This window comes from Tatumella ptyseos ATCC 33301 (genome assembly GCF_000735525.1).
In the GTDB taxonomy this organism is placed as follows: Bacteria; Pseudomonadota; Gammaproteobacteria; order Enterobacterales; family Enterobacteriaceae; genus Tatumella; species Tatumella ptyseos.
In genome coordinates, this window is sequence record NZ_JMPR01000020.1 from 74,370 (window position 1) to 90,544 (window position 16,175).

At 52.5% G+C, this 16,175-nt stretch carries 13 protein-coding genes; 10 read left to right on the forward strand and 3 right to left on the reverse strand.

What is annotated here, in order from left to right; genetic code table 11:
- Window positions 1-7: 7 nt before the first annotated feature.
- From leuC to leuA, 3 genes are read right to left on the reverse strand one after another with little or no spacing between them, the layout of a single operon-like run.
- On the reverse strand, window positions 8-1,408 hold the full coding sequence (gene leuC, locus GTPT_RS05695) for a 3-isopropylmalate dehydratase large subunit (protein WP_025901219.1): 1,401 nt from the start codon (window positions 1,406-1,408) through the stop codon (window positions 8-10).
- A gap of 2 nt (window positions 1,409-1,410) precedes the next feature.
- Entirely contained in the window at window positions 1,411-2,502 is a 1,092-nt protein-coding gene (gene leuB / locus GTPT_RS05700; protein ID WP_029990242.1) for a 3-isopropylmalate dehydrogenase, read from the reverse strand.
- Window positions 2,503-2,504: 2 nt separating this feature from the next.
- On the reverse strand, window positions 2,505-4,070 hold the full coding sequence (leuA, locus tag GTPT_RS05705; RefSeq protein WP_025901221.1) for a 2-isopropylmalate synthase: 1,566 nt from the start codon (window positions 4,068-4,070) through the stop codon (window positions 2,505-2,507).
- 888 nt (window positions 4,071-4,958) lie between these two features.
- Here leuA and ilvI point away from each other — a divergent pair.
- From ilvI to mraY, 10 genes are all read left to right on the forward strand, one after another.
- The gene (ilvI, locus tag GTPT_RS05710; protein WP_029990241.1) at window positions 4,959-6,680 is read left to right on the forward strand and encodes an acetolactate synthase 3 large subunit; all 1,722 of its coding nucleotides are present in this window, start codon (window positions 4,959-4,961) and stop codon (window positions 6,678-6,680) included.
- Window positions 6,680-7,171: an acetolactate synthase small subunit gene (gene ilvN / locus GTPT_RS05715; RefSeq protein WP_025901223.1), complete on the forward strand. Its 492-nt coding sequence runs from the start codon at window positions 6,680-6,682 to the stop codon at window positions 7,169-7,171. Before ilvI ends, ilvN begins: the two co-directional genes overlap by 1 nt.
- Before the next feature lie 182 nt (window positions 7,172-7,353).
- A complete protein-coding gene (cra, locus tag GTPT_RS05720) occupies window positions 7,354-8,364 on the forward strand; it encodes a catabolite repressor/activator (protein ID WP_025901224.1) in 1,011 nt (336 codons plus the stop codon).
- 400 nt (window positions 8,365-8,764) lie between these two features.
- Complete coding sequence (mraZ, locus tag GTPT_RS05725; protein ID WP_025901225.1) at window positions 8,765-9,220, forward strand: division/cell wall cluster transcriptional repressor MraZ; 456 nt, start codon at window positions 8,765-8,767, stop codon at window positions 9,218-9,220.
- Between the two features lie 3 nt (window positions 9,221-9,223).
- On the forward strand, window positions 9,224-10,165 hold the full coding sequence (rsmH, locus tag GTPT_RS05730) for a 16S rRNA (cytosine(1402)-N(4))-methyltransferase RsmH (RefSeq protein ID WP_029990240.1): 942 nt from the start codon (window positions 9,224-9,226) through the stop codon (window positions 10,163-10,165).
- A complete protein-coding gene (ftsL, locus tag GTPT_RS05735) occupies window positions 10,162-10,482 on the forward strand; it encodes a cell division protein FtsL (protein ID WP_025901227.1) in 321 nt (106 codons plus the stop codon). Before rsmH ends, ftsL begins: the two co-directional genes overlap by 4 nt.
- 15 nt (window positions 10,483-10,497) lie before the next feature.
- Window positions 10,498-12,264 carry a peptidoglycan glycosyltransferase FtsI gene (gene ftsI / locus GTPT_RS05740; RefSeq protein ID WP_029990239.1) on the forward strand — a complete coding sequence of 589 codons (1,767 nt, stop codon included), beginning with the start codon at window positions 10,498-10,500 and terminating at the stop codon, window positions 12,262-12,264.
- Window positions 12,251-13,738: a UDP-N-acetylmuramoyl-L-alanyl-D-glutamate--2,6-diaminopimelate ligase gene (murE, locus tag GTPT_RS05745; protein WP_025901229.1), complete on the forward strand. Its 1,488-nt coding sequence runs from the start codon at window positions 12,251-12,253 to the stop codon at window positions 13,736-13,738. Before ftsI ends, murE begins: the two co-directional genes overlap by 14 nt.
- The gene (gene murF / locus GTPT_RS05750; protein WP_029990238.1) at window positions 13,735-15,099 is read left to right on the forward strand and encodes a UDP-N-acetylmuramoyl-tripeptide--D-alanyl-D-alanine ligase; all 1,365 of its coding nucleotides are present in this window, start codon (window positions 13,735-13,737) and stop codon (window positions 15,097-15,099) included. The genes murE and murF overlap by 4 nt, the downstream gene beginning before the upstream one ends.
- Window positions 15,093-16,175 (forward strand): phospho-N-acetylmuramoyl-pentapeptide-transferase, encoded by a 1,083-nt coding sequence (mraY, locus tag GTPT_RS05755; RefSeq protein ID WP_025901231.1) that lies wholly within the window; start codon window positions 15,093-15,095, stop codon window positions 16,173-16,175. The genes murF and mraY overlap by 7 nt, the downstream gene beginning before the upstream one ends.

Below are 16,175 nucleotides of genomic sequence, written 5' to 3' on the forward strand. Positions count from 1 at the left end.
ATATTCCTTAATTCAGTTCACGAATGTCGGCGAAGCGACCGGTGACGGCGGCAGCGGCAGCCATTGCCGGGCTGACCAGGTGAGTACGTCCGCCACGACCCTGACGACCTTCGAAGTTACGGTTGCTGGTCGAGGCACAACGCTCACCGGCGTTCAGGCGGTCATTATTCATCGCCAGACACATGGAACATCCGGGCAAACGCCATTCAAACCCGGCATCGATAAATATTTTGTCCAGGCCTTCTTCTTCCGCCTGTGCTTTGACGGGACCGGAGCCCGGGACGACCATGGCAACGATCCCCGGAGCGACCTTACGTCCCTTCGCAATCGCGGCCGCTGCCCGTAAATCTTCGATACGTGAGTTAGTACAGGAACCGATAAAGACTTTATCGATGGCAACGTCGGTCAGTTTGACTCCCGCATCCAGCCCCATATAAGCCAGTGCTTTCTCCGCTGAAGCGCGTTCGACCGGATCGCTGAAGGATTCCGGTGCCGGAATCGGCTGGTTAATTGCAATCACCTGGCCCGGGTTAGTCCCCCAGGTGACCTGTGGGGCAATGTCGGCGGCATCCAGGGTGACGACAGAGTCAAAAACGGCATCACTGTCTGATTTCAGGCCCTGCCAGTAGGCCACAGCCTGTTCCCATTTCTCTCCTGTCGGCGAGAACTGACGCCCTTTCAGGTAATTAAAGGTAGTTTCATCCGGCGCGACCAGGCCTGCTTTGGCTCCCATTTCGATAGCCATGTTGCACAGGGTCATCCGGCCTTCCATGCTCAGTGCTTCGATTGCCGGACCACAGAACTCGACGACATGACCGGTACCGCCAGCGCTGCCGGTTTTACCGATCACGGCCAGCACGATATCTTTTGCAGTGATACCCGGAGCGGCATCTCCGGTGACTTCAATTTTCATGGTCTTAGCACGACCCTGTTTCAGGGTCTGGGTGGCCATGACATGTTCGACTTCTGAGGTACCGATACCAAAGGCCAGCGAACCGAACGCGCCGTGGGTCGCCGTATGGGAGTCACCACAGACAATGGTCATTCCCGGCAGCGTCATACCCTGCTCAGGGCCAATGACATGCACAATGCCCTGGAAGGGATGATTCAGGTCATATAACTGTACGCCGAACTCTTCGCAGTTTTTAATTAATTCCTGCATCTGAATACGTGCCATCTCACCGGAGGCATTAATGTCACGGGTCTCTGTAGAGACGTTGTGATCCATGGTGGCGAACGTTTTTGAAGGCTGACGTAACTGGCGTCCCTGTGCCCGCAGGCCATCAAATGCCTGCGGAGAGGTCACTTCATGGACCAGGTGACGGTCGATATACAGTAACGGTGTTTCATTAGGGGCTTCATAAACGACATGTGCATCAAATAACTTCTGGTATAAGGTCTTGCTCATTTTTATTTTTCTCCGGTGATAAAGCGGGCAATGATGTCGCCCATTTCATCGGTGCTGACAGAAGGCCCCTGACCGGCCAGATCGCGTGTCCGGTAGCCTGCTTCCAGCGCCTGGTTAACGGCTTGCTCAATACTGTCTGCGGCTTCGCCGGCGTTCAGGCTGTAACGTAACAGCAGTGCCAGTGATAAAATCTGTGCCACCGGGTTGGCGATATTTTGTCCCGCGATATCCGGTGCGGAACCGCCTGCCGGTTCGTACAGACCAAAGCCTTGTTCATTCAGGCTGGCGGAGGGCAGCATACCCATCGAACCGGTGATCATGGCACATTCATCTGACAGGATGTCACCGAACAGGTTTGAACATAACAGGACATCAAACTGTGACGGGTCTTTAATCAGCTGCATTGTCGCGTTATCGATGTAGATATGTTCCAGCTCAATTTCCGGGTACTCTTTGGCGATTTCCGTCACAGTCTCACGCCACAGGATGGACGATTGCAGTACGTTTGATTTATCCACCGAGGTGACTTTTTTACGGCGTTTCGCCGCAGACTCGAAAGCCAGCCGGGCAATACGCTCAATTTCATAGCGGTAGTAGACTTCCGTATCAAAAGCCCGCAGTTCGTCACCGCTGCCTTCACGGCCTTTGGGTTGTCCGAAATAGATGCCCCCGGTTAATTCGCGGACGCATAAAATATCGAACCCGCGGGCGGCAATATCACTGCGCAGAGGACAGAAGGCTTCCAGCCCGTGATAAAGCGCAGCAGGACGCAGGTTGCTGAACAGTTTGAAATGCTTACGCAGGGGTAACAGCGCGCCACGCTCAGGCTGCGCATCCGGGGCCAGGTGTTGCCATTTCGGGCCGCCTACCGAACCAAACAGGACCGCATCGGCCTGCTCACAGCCGGCTAACGTTTCCGGCGGCAGAGGCTGACCATGATTATCAATGGCAATACCGCCTACATCATACTGACGGGTGGTGATATCGAGAGAAAAGCGTTCACGGATAGCCTTCACTACTTTCAGGGCCTGCGCCATGACTTCCGGACCGATGCCGTCACCCGGCAATACTGCAATGTGAAATGATGTAGACATAATTACACGGTTTCCTTAGCTTCATTCTTAAATTTACGCTGCAATTCGATTTCAACCTGCTTCGCCTGCCAGATATTATTCAGGGCATTCACCATCGCGGTCGCCGACGACTCCACGATATCTGTAGCCAGTCCGACACCATGGAATTTACGGTTGTTGTAGCTGATAACGATATCTACCTGACCCAGAGCATTTTCTCCGTGGCCTTTCGCGGATAACTGGTATTTGACCAGTTCAGCCTGATACCCGGTAATGCGGTTAATGGCCTGATAAACGGCATCAACAGGGCCGTTGCCGGTCGCGGCTTCTTCTTTGATTTCATCACCACAGGCCAGCTTCACGGATGCGGTGGCAGAGATGCTGGAACCTGACTGAACGTTGAAATCCTGCAGACGGAAATGGTCGTGCTCTTCATTCTGTTTGTTAATAAAGGCCAGTGCTTCCAGGTCGTAATCAAAAATCTGACCTTTTTTATCAGCCAGTTTCAGGAAGGCATCGTACAGTGCCTCCGCATTGTAGTCGGTCTCTTTATAGCCCATCTCTTCCATGCGGTGCTTAACCGCGGCACGGCCTGAACGGGAGGTCAGGTTCAGCTGGACCTGATGCAGACCGATAGATTCCGGGGTCATGATTTCGTAGTTTTCACGGTTCTTCAGTACGCCGTCCTGATGGATCCCCGAAGAGTGAGCAAATGCGTTGGAACCCACAACCGCTTTGTTCGCCGGAATCGGCATGTTACAAATCTGGCTGACGATCTGGCTGGTGCGGTAAATCTCCTGATGATTAATACCGGTCGTGACATTCAGGATCTGCTGACGGGTTTTAATCGCCATAATCACTTCTTCCAGCGCACAGTTACCGGCACGTTCACCCAGACCGTTCAGTGTGCCTTCCACCTGACGGGCGCCGGCCTGCACTGCGGCAACAGCATTCCCGGTCGCCATTCCCAGGTCGTCATGGGTATGTACAGACAGGATGGCTTTATCGATATTCGGGACGCGTTGGGTTAACTGAGAGATGATATTGGCATATTCATGAGGCAGGGTATAACCGACGGTATCAGGGATATTGATAGTGCGGGCGCCGGCATTGATCGCGGCTTCAACGACGCGACACAAATCGTCTATCGGCGTCCGTCCGCCATCTTCACACGAGAATTCCACATCATCGGTATAGCGGCGGGCGTGCCTGATCATATGCACCGCACGCTCAATCACCTCCGGCAGCGTACTGCGTAATTTTGTGGCGATATGCATCGGTGAGGTGGCGATAAAGGTGTGGATACGGAAGGCTTCTGCCACACGTAAGGCTTCACCGGCAGCATCAATATCTTTCTCTACACAGCGGGCCAGCGCACAAACACGGCTGTTTTTAATGGTTCTGGCAATGGTTTGTACGGATTCAAAATCGCCCGGTGACGAGACCGGAAAACCGACCTCCATCACATCGACTTTCATACGTTCCAGTGCCATTGCAATTTGCAGTTTTTCTTTAACACTCAGGCTTGCCTGTAACGCTTGTTCACCATCACGCAATGTTGTATCAAAAATAATGACTTGCTGGCTCATATTCGTAGATTCCTTAAGTGTTTTTGGCACCGGCCAGCGGGTATAAAAAAACCCGCGCTGCGGCGCGGGTTTTTCTGTTTTCAGGCCCGAATCATTTATTAATTCCGCCCGCAACACTACCGCGCATATTTAATGCGAGAAGTAGTAGTCCTGCGAGGCGGATAAAACGAATCATTAGCTCAGACCCAATAAATAAAGTATGCCTATATTGGTACTGTAAACGCTGCCTGATGTCAACCTTATTGGGGCAGGAATAAATTCCGGGAGAAAGACGAATATTCTGCATTTTTACCGGCAGAGAGAGCTCTGTCATGTACAGACGGGACTTTCCACAAGTCACCGGCTGGAAAGCGTGGCGCCCCTAACGATGATAACCGCATAATATATTGATATTTATTGTTTTTATTTTACCTTTGCCCTGGCATAAAAGGTGGGGTTTTTATGGGTAGCTAGTGAAATATATCGGAATATTAAGTTTTTTCAGTAAATGACTTCGCTTGTTGGCAATTATTCCGAACAGGGCGCTGACATTCACGAGAATATAAAAAAGCTAAATTTAATAACTCTCTGCGATTAAATAAAAATACAGGATATTTAACTAATAACTTTGCCTCATCCGCTATTATTCTGAGCCCTGAGTTACAGATAGCAGGAGCTTTTATTAACTCTTCCGCTGGCTTCTCCCGGCAGAGGTTTGCCTGAGGTCGTTTCTGCGGTTATGTTAACCACAACAAAAACCGATAATAAAATGCCCGCTATGCTGTTTAAACGTAATAAAGCAACCCTTTCCCTGTTCTGAGGGGCGGTTTTGCGCGTTACGTCGTTGACGGAAGGTTGTGCTGGTGAATTATAGGTATCCGTGAGTTCAGTGTTTACCTGGAGGAAAGAATGGAGATGTTGTCAGGGGCCGAGATGGTCATCCGATCGTTGATCGATCAGGGCGTAAAACAGGTATTTGGTTATCCCGGAGGGGCAGTGCTGGATATTTATGATGCACTACAAACCGTTGGTGGTGTTGACCATATCCTTGTGCGTCATGAGCAGGCAGCGGTACATATGGCGGATGCACTGGCCCGTGCCACCGGTGAAACGGGGGTTGTACTGGTAACCTCCGGCCCTGGCGCGACCAATGCGATCACCGGTATTGCGACGGCGTATATGGATTCGATTCCGATGGTGGTGCTTTCCGGACAGGTTGCCTCTTCACTGATCGGCAGTGATGCCTTCCAGGAGTGCGATATGGTCGGAATTTCACGGCCTATCGTCAAACACAGCTTTCTGGTCAATAAAGCCGAAGAGATTCCGGCCGTGATCAAAAAAGCCTTCTGGCTGGCATCGTCGGGCCGCCCGGGGCCGGTAGTGATTGATTTGCCGAAAGATATCCTGAACCCTGCGGCGAAATATTCGTATCAGTGGCCTGAACAGGTGTCTATGCGCTCTTACAATCCGACGACGCAGGGGCACCGCGGGCAGATTAAACGAGCTTTACAGCAGCTATTAGCTGCCAGAAAGCCGGTTATCTATGCCGGGGGCGGCGTCATCACCGCGGGCGCTGAAAAAGCGCTGATTCAGTTAGCCGAAGTGCTTAATATTCCGGTGACGACCACGCTGATGGGGTTGGGAGCCTTTCCCGGAACTCACCGCCAGAGTGTCGGTATGCTGGGCATGCACGGTACCTATGAAGCGAACATGACCATGCATAACGCAGATGTCATTTTTGCTATCGGTGTTCGTTTTGATGATCGTACGACAAATAATCTGGAAAAATATTGTCCGGATGCCACGGTGATCCATATCGATATTGACCCGACCTCTATTTCTAAAACTGTGATGGCGGATATTCCCGTCGTCGGTGATGCTGCCCTGGTGCTTCAGCAGATGTTGGAATTGCTGCCGGCGGAAGGGGCGGATAACGCAGAAAACGCTGACTGGTGGGCACAGATTGAAACGTGGCGCGCACGCCACTGCCTGGCGTTTGACAAACATTCCCCGACCATCAAACCGCAGGCTGCCATTGATGCGCTGTGGCGTCTGACCGGCGGCGAGGCTTATGTGGCGTCTGATGTCGGCCAGCATCAGATGTTTGCAGCGCTGCATTACCGCTTTAATAAACCACGACGCTGGATCAACTCCGGAGGTCTGGGCACTATGGGGTTCGGCCTGCCGGCGGCTTTGGGCGTGAAAATGGCACTGCCGGAAGCCACCGTCGTCTGTGTGACAGGCGATGGCAGTATTCAGATGAATATTCAGGAGTTGTCGACGGCCTCACAATACAATCTGCCGGTGCTGATACTGAATCTGAACAATGGCTATCTGGGGATGGTCAAGCAGTGGCAGGATATGATCTATTCCGGTCGCCACTCGCAATCCTATATGGAATCATTACCTGATTTTGTGCGTCTGGCAGAGGCCTATGGCCATGTGGGGATGGTCATTGATAAACCGGAAGAGCTGGATGAAAAAATGGCAGAGGCCCTGGCGATTGTGGCCAGTGGCCGGCTGGTGTTTCTGGATGTCCGTGTCGATGGCAGTGAGCATGTCTACCCGATGCTGGTACGCGGGGGAGCGATGAAGGATATGTGGTTAAGCAAAACGGAGAGGACAGAATAATGCGCCGTATTTTATCGGTATTACTTGAGAACGAATCAGGGGCATTATCCCGCGTGGTTGGCCTGTTTTCCCAGCGGGGCTATAACATTGAGAGCCTGACCGTCGCTCCAACCGAAGACCCGACGCTGTCACGGATGACTATCCAGACGGTGGGTGATGAAAAGGTTCTGGAGCAGATCGAGAAACAACTGCATAAGCTGGTTGATGTTTTACGTGTCAGTGAACTCGGCCAGGGGCCGCATGTTGAGCGTGAAATTATGCTGGTGAAGGTGAAAGCTGAAGGTGCGCAGCGTGAAGAGGTCAAACGTTGTGCCGATATCTTCCGCGGCCAAATCATTGATGTGACAGCGACTTTGTATACGTTACAGCTGACAGGGACCAGCGAAAAGCTGGATGCCTGTCTGAGCGCATTACGCGCGGTAACGGAAATTGCCGAAGTTGTGCGTTCCGGTGTTGTGGGCGTTTCCCGCGGCGAACGCACTATTGGCTAACGCCAGGCGTCACTCTCTGCCATGATGATCATCAGGCCCGGGCGACCCGGGCCTTTTTTATGGTCACGGTTTACAATAAAAAAGTTGCCGGTGGCGGTTATCTGCGCTTAGATACGGAAGATAAAGGAATATCCCGCTGAGAGTGCTTATCCTGACGGGACAACGTGTGCAATGGGGTGAGAGTGAAACTGGATGAAATTGCTCGTCTTGCGGGAGTGTCGCGAACGACCGCGAGTTATGTCATCAATGGCAAAGCCAGACAATACCGGGTCAGTGAAAAAACGGTAGAGAAGGTGATGGCTATTGTCCGGGAATATAACTATCAGCCGAATGCCGTTGCCGCAGGATTACGCGCAGGCCGGACCCGCTCTATCGGGCTGGTGATCCCTGATCTGGAAAATACCAGCTATACGCGTATTGCTAACTATCTGGAACGTCAGGCCAGACAACGCGGTTATCAGTTACTGATAGCCTGCTCAGAAGATCAGCCGGATAACGAAATTCGCTGCATCGAACATTTGCTGCAACGTCAGATAGATGCCCTGATAGTCTCAACGTCACTGCCCCCGGAACATCCTTTTTATCAACACTGGGTGGGGAAATCATTGCCGATTATCGCCCTTGACCGCGCCCTCGACCGTGAGAATTTCACCAGCGTCGTCGGTGCTGACCAGGACGATGCCTTCTCCCTGGCCCGGGAATTACGTAAACAACCGATCAGTGATGTCCTTTTCCTGGGGGCATTACCTGAGCTATCTGTCAGCTACCTGCGTGAACAGGGGTTTCGTCAGGCCTGGGAAGGGGATGAACGGCGGGTTCAGTTTATCTACAGTAATAGTTTTGAACGGAGTATTGCCGCAGATACGTTTGTCCGCTTTTTAAGTGAAAATGACATGCCGGCGGCAGTATTTACGACCTCTTTCGGATTATTACAGGGGATGATGGACGCCTGCCTTCGCGTGCACGGCCATTTGCCCGCGCATGTCTCAATTGCGACATTCGGAGATAATGAATTACTGGATTTTCTGGAATGCCCGGTTTTGTCGGCAGGTCAGCGCCATCGTGATGTAGCGGAACGGGTACTGGAATTAGTGCTGGCAAGTCTTGATGAGCCTTGTAAACCGAAGCCCGGGCTGACACGTATTCGTCGCAATCTTTATCAGCGTGGCCGTCTCGGACGTCGTCCTCAGTAATACGGCTGGCGGCGGAAGATCTTAGAATAATGCCAGGTTTTCTGCCGCATCCTTCATTTTACAAATATCGTGCCGATCACGCTGTGCTTCCCCTAAGAAATTCCTTAAAATAACATTTATGAGGGTGCCGTACGAAGTTCACCCTTTTGTTGCTTTTTGCCGCTGTTTTTGAAGCCTTCCTCGCCATTTTCTCAAATTTCTTTAATTATTCATCAGGTTAATACTATCTGTACTGTTTTTTGTTCGTTTTACCTCTGGATTTCAGCGAATTCACGGCAGGAAATAATGTTATTAAGCGACCGTTGTCGCTTGACAAGGATTTCGTCCGCTCCGTACACTCAATCAGTGGTAAAATGTGGGATAAAGTGGTGAAACAGGTTAACTGAGGGCAACGACAGTTATGTTTCGTGGGGCAACGCAGGTTAATCTTGACGGTAAAGGCCGTATAGCTGTCCCTACACGCTATCGGGAAATACTGATTGGAGAATCTCAGGGACAAATGGTGTGCACCATTGACCTCCATCAGCCCTGCCTGCTGCTTTATACCTTGCCCGAATGGGAAGTCATTGAACGAAAGCTCTCACGCCTTTCTACCATGAATCCGGCAGAACGTCGTGTTCAGCGGTTGTTATTGGGGCATGCCAGTGAATGTCAGATGGATAATGCCGGACGACTCTTACTCGCCAGTACTCTGAGACAACACGCCGGTTTACAGAAAGAAATTATGCTGGTCGGTCAGTTCAACAAGTTTGAGCTGTGGGATAAACCGGCCTGGTATCAACAAATCAGGGAAGATATCGAATCAGAATCGGCTCAGGGGGAACTCTCTGAGCGATTGCAGGATTTATCGTTATAGCCTATGTCGGAAAATTTTAAACATACGACCGTCCTCTTAGATGAAGCGGTTAACGGACTCAACCTTCAGCCGGAAGGCATCTATATTGATGGAACCTTTGGCCGGGGAGGTCACTCGCGCCTGATCCTTTCACAATTAGGTGAAAAGGGCCGGTTAATCGCCATCGACAGAGACCCGCAGGCTATTGCAGCAGCCGCCGAAATTACTGACCCCCGTTTTTCGATTATTCATGGGCCGTTTTCCGGGCTACAGGAATACGTTGAATCGCTCGGATTGAGCGGGAAAATCAACGGGATTTTGCTGGATTTAGGGGTCTCTTCACCTCAGCTCGATGATGCCGAACGCGGATTTTCCTTTATGCGGGACGGGCCACTGGATATGCGTATGGACCCGACCCGCGGACAGTCCGCCGCAGAATGGTTACTACAGGCCGAAGAGCAGGATATTGCTTTTGTTCTTAAAGCGTACGGTGAAGAGCGTTTTGCGAAACGAATTGCCAGAGCCATTGTCGAACGTAACCGCGAGCAGCCAATGACCCGCACAAAGGAACTGGCGGATGTGATTTATCATGCCACTCCGGTGAAGGACAAATTTAAACATCCGGCGACCCGCAGTTTCCAGGCTATCCGTATCTGGGTGAACAGTGAACTTGAGGAAATTACTCAGGCACTGAAAGGGTCACTGAGCGTACTGGCCCCGGAAGGACGGTTATCAATTATCAGTTTCCACTCCCTTGAAGACAGACTGGTAAAGCGTTTTATGCGGGATCAGAGTCGGGGTGTTCAGGTGCCTTCCGGCCTGCCATTGACTGAAGCTCAGTTAAAATCGCTGGGGGGACGTGAACTGAAAACGCTCGGGAAACTGATCCCGGGAGAACGTGAAGTGAAAGAAAACCCGCGTGCGCGTAGCTCAGTGTTACGCATTGCGCAGAGGACGGCTGAATGACAGGGAACGAGCGCCATAGTCTGCCCGGTATTATCGGCGGAGATCTGCTGCGTCACGGAAAGCTGCCGTTATTACTGCTTATTGCGGTACTGGTCAGTGCGATAATGGTGGTTATCACTACGCATAAGACCCGGCTGCTGACGGCACAACGTGAGCAAATGGTGCTGGAGCAGGATTCGCTGGATATCGAATGGCGAAACCTGATCCTGGAGGAGAATGCATTAGGGGATCATAGCCGGGTTGAACGGTTGGCTATCGAAAAGCTTCATATGCAACATGTTGATCCTTCACAGGAAAATATAGTGGTTCAACCATAGGGAATCCATGACTGAATGAGCAGCGCGAAGAAAACGCTGAAATCCGAAAAACAGGAAAATAAGGCCAGCTTTATAAGCTGGCGTTTTGCGTTGCTCTGTGTGGGGATTCTGGCGGCTTTGGTCGGCCTGATATCCCGTATCGGATACCTGCAGGTTGTTAACCCCGGAAAACTGGTCAGGGAAGGGGATTTGCGCTCGTTACGTGTGCAGTCCATTCCGTCTTCCCGGGGAATGATAAGCGATCGCGCTGGCCGGCCTTTAGCCGTCAGTGTGCCGGTCAATGCCGTCTGGATAGACCCGAAAGTCGTGATTGAGAAAGGCGGGGTCACACCCGATAACCGCTGGAAAGCCCTTGCGGAAACCTTATCGATGACGACGGATCAGTTGTCTGCCCGTGTTACTGCTAATCCGAATAGCCGCTTTATCTATCTTGCCCGTCAGATAACCCCGTCCGTGGGTGAATACATTAAAAAGCTGAAACTGCCTGGTGTAAACCTGCGGGAAGAATCGCGCCGTTATTATCCGGCAGGGCAGGTAACGGCACACTTAATCGGTTTTACAAATATTGATGGCGTCGGAATTGAGGGCATCGAAAAGAGTTTCAATCGGTGGTTAACCGGTCAGCCGGGGGCTCGTACGGTCCGTAAAGATCGTCAGGGCCGTGTGATTGAGGGCATCTCTTCTACGGATAGCCAGGCCGCACATAACCTGACGCTGAGTATCGATGAGCGATTACAAGCCCAGGTCTATCGTGAACTTAACAATGCCGTGGCTTTTAATAAAGCAGAATCCGGGTCTGCGGTGCTGGTGGATGTGAATACCGGCGAAGTGCTGGCGATGGCCAACAGCCCGGCGTATAACCCTAATAACCTGGGGAATACCTCCAAGGATGCGATGAGAAACCGGGCCATTACCGATATTTTTGAGCCCGGTTCTACGGTGAAGCCGATGGCGGTGATGACGGCTTTACAACGTGGTGTTGTGCGGGAAGGTAGCGTGATTAATACCGTACCTTACCGGGTTAATGGCCATGAAATCAAAGATGTTTCTCGTTATAACGAACTGACACTGACCGGGGTATTGCAGAAATCGAGTAACGTCGGTGTGTCCCGACTGGCGTTAGCGATGCCATCTTCGGCGCTGGTCGACACCTATTCCCGGTTTGGCCTCGGAAAACCGACCAATCTCGGGTTAGTCGGTGAAAGCAGTGGCATATATCCCAAAAAACAACGGTGGTCTGACATTGAACGGGCGACCTTCTCATTCGGTTACGGTTTGATGGTTACACCGCTACAGTTAGCCCGTGTTTACGCCACCATCGGCAGCTATGGCATCGCCAGGCCCCTTTCCATTACGAAAGTCGATCCTCCGGTCGCGGGTGAACGGGTCTTCCCGGAAGCCACTGTCAAAACGGTTCTCCATATGATGGAAAGTGTAGCTCTGCCTGGCGGCGGCGGGGTAAAAGCAGCCATTAAAGGCTACCGCATTGCCATTAAGACCGGCACCGCGAAGAAGGTCGGCCCTGACGGACGCTATATCAATAAATATATCGCTTACACCGCAGGTGTCGCGCCGGCAAGCCACCCACGTTTTGCGTTGGTGGTTGTTATCAATGATCCGCAGGCCGGTAAATATTACGGAGGTGCGGTATCTGCACCGGTATTCGGCGCCATTATGGGCGGCGTGCTACGCACGATGAATATCGAGCCGGATGCCTTACCTGCCAGTAACAAAAATGATTCAGTAACTAATAACAATGGGGATTCAAGTGACAGATCGTAACTTGCGTTACCTGCTGGCCCCCTGGGTGCCGGGTGCGCCGGAACGTCAGCTGAGGGAAATGACACTGGATAGCCGCGTTGCGGCATCCGGCGATCTGTTTGTGGCTGTCTCGGGGCATCAGGTTGATGGCCGCCAATATATTCCGCAGGCGATTGCCGGGGGCGTGGCGGCAGTGATTGCTGAGGCTGAAGGTGAAGCTGCCGATGGTGATATTAAAGAATTTCAGGGTGTGCCGGTTATCTATCTGAAGCAACTGTCGCAACGCCTTTCTGCGCTGGCCGGACGTTTCTATGGGCAGCCGGCAGAAAAGCAGAAGGTTATCGGTATTACCGGGACTAACGGTAAAACCACTACCAGTCAGTTGCTGGCGCAGTGGGCTAATCTGCTGGGAGAAACCGGCGCAGTCATGGGAACCGTCGGCAACGGTCTTTTCGGCCAACTGGTGCCCAGCGAAAATACCACCGGTTCAGCGGTAGATATTCAGCATGTACTGTCAGATCTGCAGGCCAAAGGGGCCACGCTGACGGCGATGGAAGTATCGTCTCATGGCCTGGTACAGCATCGTGTTGCCGCCATTCCCTTTGCCGCCGCAGTATTCACCAATCTGAGCCGTGACCATCTGGATTATCACGGCGATATGCAAAGCTATGAAGCTGCAAAATGGTCATTATTCTCCGAGCATCAGGTCGGGCAAGCCATTATTAATGCGGATGATGCGACCGGGCGTCTGTGGCTGAAAAAACTGACAGACGGAGTGGCTGTCAGTATGGAAGGCAATATTGCCGCTGAACATAGTGGCCGCGCTATCGAGGCCACCGGGATCGTCTATCTGGAAAAAGGCGCCAGGGTCACCTTCCGTTCTGACTGGGGGGAAGGGGAGTTCACCAGCCAGCTGATGGGCGCGTTCAATGTCAGCAACATGCTGATGGCAATGGCAACCTTGCTCTCACTGGGGTATCCGCTGGCGCGCCTGTGTGAAACGGCACAACAGCTGCAACCGGTCTGCGGACGTATGGAGGTTTTCCATACTGAAGGCCGCCCGGCAGTGGTGGTTGATTACGCACATACCCCGGATGCACTGGAAAAAGCGTTAACCGCTGCCCGTTTACACTGCCGTGGGAAACTGTGGTGCCTGTTTGGCTGTGGCGGTGACCGGGATAAAGGTAAACGTCCGCTGATGGGGGCAATCGCTGAAGAGCTGGCCGATCAGGTTGTGATCACTGACGATAATCCGCGTACCGAAGATCCCGCCGCCATCGTCAAAGATATTCTCAGTGGTCTGCTGGATCCGGGGAAAGCGATGGTGATCCCCGGCCGGGCCCGTGCCGTTGAACAGGCACTGTCACAGGCTGGCCCGGACGATATTGTATTAGTCGCCGGTAAAGGTCATGAAGATTATCAGATTATCGGGCAACGACGTTTTGATTACTCGGACAGAACGACTGTCGCGGGGCTGCTGGGGGTAATGGCATGATTTCGGTAAGTTTACAGCAACTGGCAGAGGTTACCGGCGGGCAGCTTTCCGGGGAACCGGCATTTGAATTTACTGCCGTCACCACAGATACCCGTAAAGTAACCCCGGGCTGCCTGTTTGTTGCACTGATCGGCGAGCGCTTTGATGCTCATGATTTTATTGCTGATGCGATAAACGCCGGTGCCGGTGCTTTACTGGTGAGTAAACCCCTGCCAACAAACATTCCGCAGGTCGTGGTTAAAGATACCCGCATTGCTTTCGGGGAACTGGCTGCCTGCGTTCGGCGACAGGTCCCTGCCCGGGTTGTGGCTCTGACCGGCTCTTCGGGTAAAACCTCTGTGAAAGAGATGACCGCCGCTATCCTGAAGCAATGCGGAAATACGCTCTATACCGCAGGTAACCTGAATAACGACATCGGTGTGCCGATGACGTTATTACGTCTGACCCGCGAGCATGAGTTTGCTGTCATTGAGCTGGGGGCAAACCACCAGGGTGAAATCGCGTATACCACGGCGATGGTCCGGCCTGAAGCGGCGCTGGTCAATAACCTGGCAGCGGCACACCTGGAAGGTTTTGGCTCCCTGGCCGGAGTGGCGAAAGCCAAAGGTGAAATTTTCGAAGGGCTCCCTGCGGGGGGCATCGCTATTCTGAACAATGACAGTAATGATCAGGCGAACTGGCAGCCTCGTCTGGTCGATAAAATCGTCTGGCGTTTCTCGCCGAATGCGGAAGCCGGTGTCGGCTTCTATGCCAGCCACGTTGTGATCCACGGCGGAGGGACCGCATTTACGTTGCATTCTCCGCAGGGAGAGGTGGACGTGACTCTGCCATTGCCTGGCCGCCACAATATTGCGAATGCCCTGGCGGCGGCGGCGCTGTCTCAGGCGGTCGGCGCACCACTCAGCGCTATCCGTCACGGACTCAGCACCCTGCAACCGGTCCCCGGGCGTCTCTATCCTGTCCGGCTGTCAGAGACACACCGCTTACTTGATGACAGCTATAACGCGAATGTGGGATCCATGACCGCAGCGGCACAAGTGCTGGGTGAAATGCCGGGCTACCGGATCATGGTGGTCGGAGATATGGGCGAACTGGGCGATGAAGCGGAACAATGCCATCGTGCGGTGGGTCAGGCCACCCGGGAGGCAGGGATCGATAAAGTATTAAGTACCGGTCATCTGAGCCGGTTTATCTCAGAAGAAAGCCCTGACGGGGAACATTTCACCACTAAACCGGCGCTGGTTGACCGGTTAAAGACATTATTATCTGAACATCAGGAAGTCACTATTTTGATTAAGGGTTCGCGAAGTGCAGCTATGGAAGAAGTGGTTCAGCAATTACAGGAGAAGGGCACATGTTAGTCTGGCTGGCTGAACATCTGGTTTCATTTTACTCCGGATTTAATATTTTTTCTTACCTGACATTTCGCGCGATTGTCAGTCTGCTGACATCGTTATTTATCAGCCTGTGGATGGGGCCTCGCCTGATCAGCTGGCTGCAAAAATTACAGATTGGCCAGGTTGTCCGTAACGACGGCCCTGAATCACACTTCAGTAAACGAGGAACCCCGACGATGGGGGGCCTGATGATCCTTGCCTCTATCACTATTTCGGTACTGATGTGGGCTTATCCGTCAAACCCGTATGTCTGGTGTGTGCTGTTCGTATTGATTGGCTACGGGATTGTCGGGTTTGTTGATGATTACCGCAAAGTTGTACGTAAAGATACCAAGGGCCTGATTGCCCGCTGGAAATACTTCTGGCAGTCCGTGATCGCACTGGCGGTTGCCTTTGCATTGTATGCGACAGGCAAAGGAACGCCGGCCACAGAACTGGTGGTGCCGTTCTTCAAAGATGTGATGCCTCAACTAGGCCTGAGCTACCTGTTACTGACCTACTTTGTCATTGTGGGAACCAGTAATGCGGTGAATCTGACCGATGGCCTGGACGGCCTGGCGATTATGCCGACCGTGTTTGTGGCTGCCGGATTCGGGCTGGTGGCCTGGGCCACCGGTAACGTGAATTTTGCCGAATATCTGCATATCCCTTACCTGCGCTATGCCGGCGAACTGGTGATTGTCTGTACTGCTATTGTGGGTGCCGGACTGGGCTTTCTCTGGTTTAACACCTATCCGGCTCAGGTCTTTATGGGCGATGTCGGGTCGCTGGCCCTGGGCGGCGCGTTAGGAACCATTGCCGTATTACTGCGTGAAGAGTTCCTGCTGGTGATCATGGGCGGTGTGTTTGTCGTAGAGACCTTGTCGGTCATTCTGCAGGTCGGGTCGTTCAAGTTACGCGGGCAGCGTATTTTCCGCATGGCGCCGATCCACCACCATTATGAACTGAAAGGCTGGCCGGAACCGCGTGTCATCGTACGCTTCTGGATTATCTCATTAATGCTGGTTCTGATCGGGCTGGCAACCCTTAAGGTACGTTAA

What these genes read in the sequence shown, in the direction of transcription:
- leuC (WP_025901219.1), bottom strand. Translation starts at nt 1,408, where the DNA reads ATGAGCAAGACCTTATACCAGAAGTTATTTGATGCACATGTCGTTTAT.
- leuB (WP_029990242.1), bottom strand. Translation starts at nt 2,502, where the DNA reads ATGTCTACATCATTTCACATTGCAGTATTGCCGGGTGACGGCATCGGT.
- leuA (WP_025901221.1), bottom strand. Translation starts at nt 4,070, where the DNA reads ATGAGCCAGCAAGTCATTATTTTTGATACAACATTGCGTGATGGTGAA.
- ilvI (WP_029990241.1), top strand. Translation starts at nt 4,959, where the DNA reads ATGGAGATGTTGTCAGGGGCCGAGATGGTCATCCGATCGTTGATCGAT.
- ilvN (WP_025901223.1), top strand. Translation starts at nt 6,680, where the DNA reads ATGCGCCGTATTTTATCGGTATTACTTGAGAACGAATCAGGGGCATTA.
- mraZ (WP_025901225.1), top strand. Translation starts at nt 8,765, where the DNA reads ATGTTTCGTGGGGCAACGCAGGTTAATCTTGACGGTAAAGGCCGTATA.
- rsmH (WP_029990240.1), top strand. Translation starts at nt 9,224, where the DNA reads ATGTCGGAAAATTTTAAACATACGACCGTCCTCTTAGATGAAGCGGTT.
- ftsL (WP_025901227.1), top strand. Translation starts at nt 10,162, where the DNA reads ATGACAGGGAACGAGCGCCATAGTCTGCCCGGTATTATCGGCGGAGAT.
- ftsI (WP_029990239.1), top strand. Translation starts at nt 10,498, where the DNA reads ATGAGCAGCGCGAAGAAAACGCTGAAATCCGAAAAACAGGAAAATAAG.
- murF (WP_029990238.1), top strand. Translation starts at nt 13,735, where the DNA reads ATGATTTCGGTAAGTTTACAGCAACTGGCAGAGGTTACCGGCGGGCAG.
- mraY (WP_025901231.1), top strand. Translation starts at nt 15,093, where the DNA reads ATGTTAGTCTGGCTGGCTGAACATCTGGTTTCATTTTACTCCGGATTT.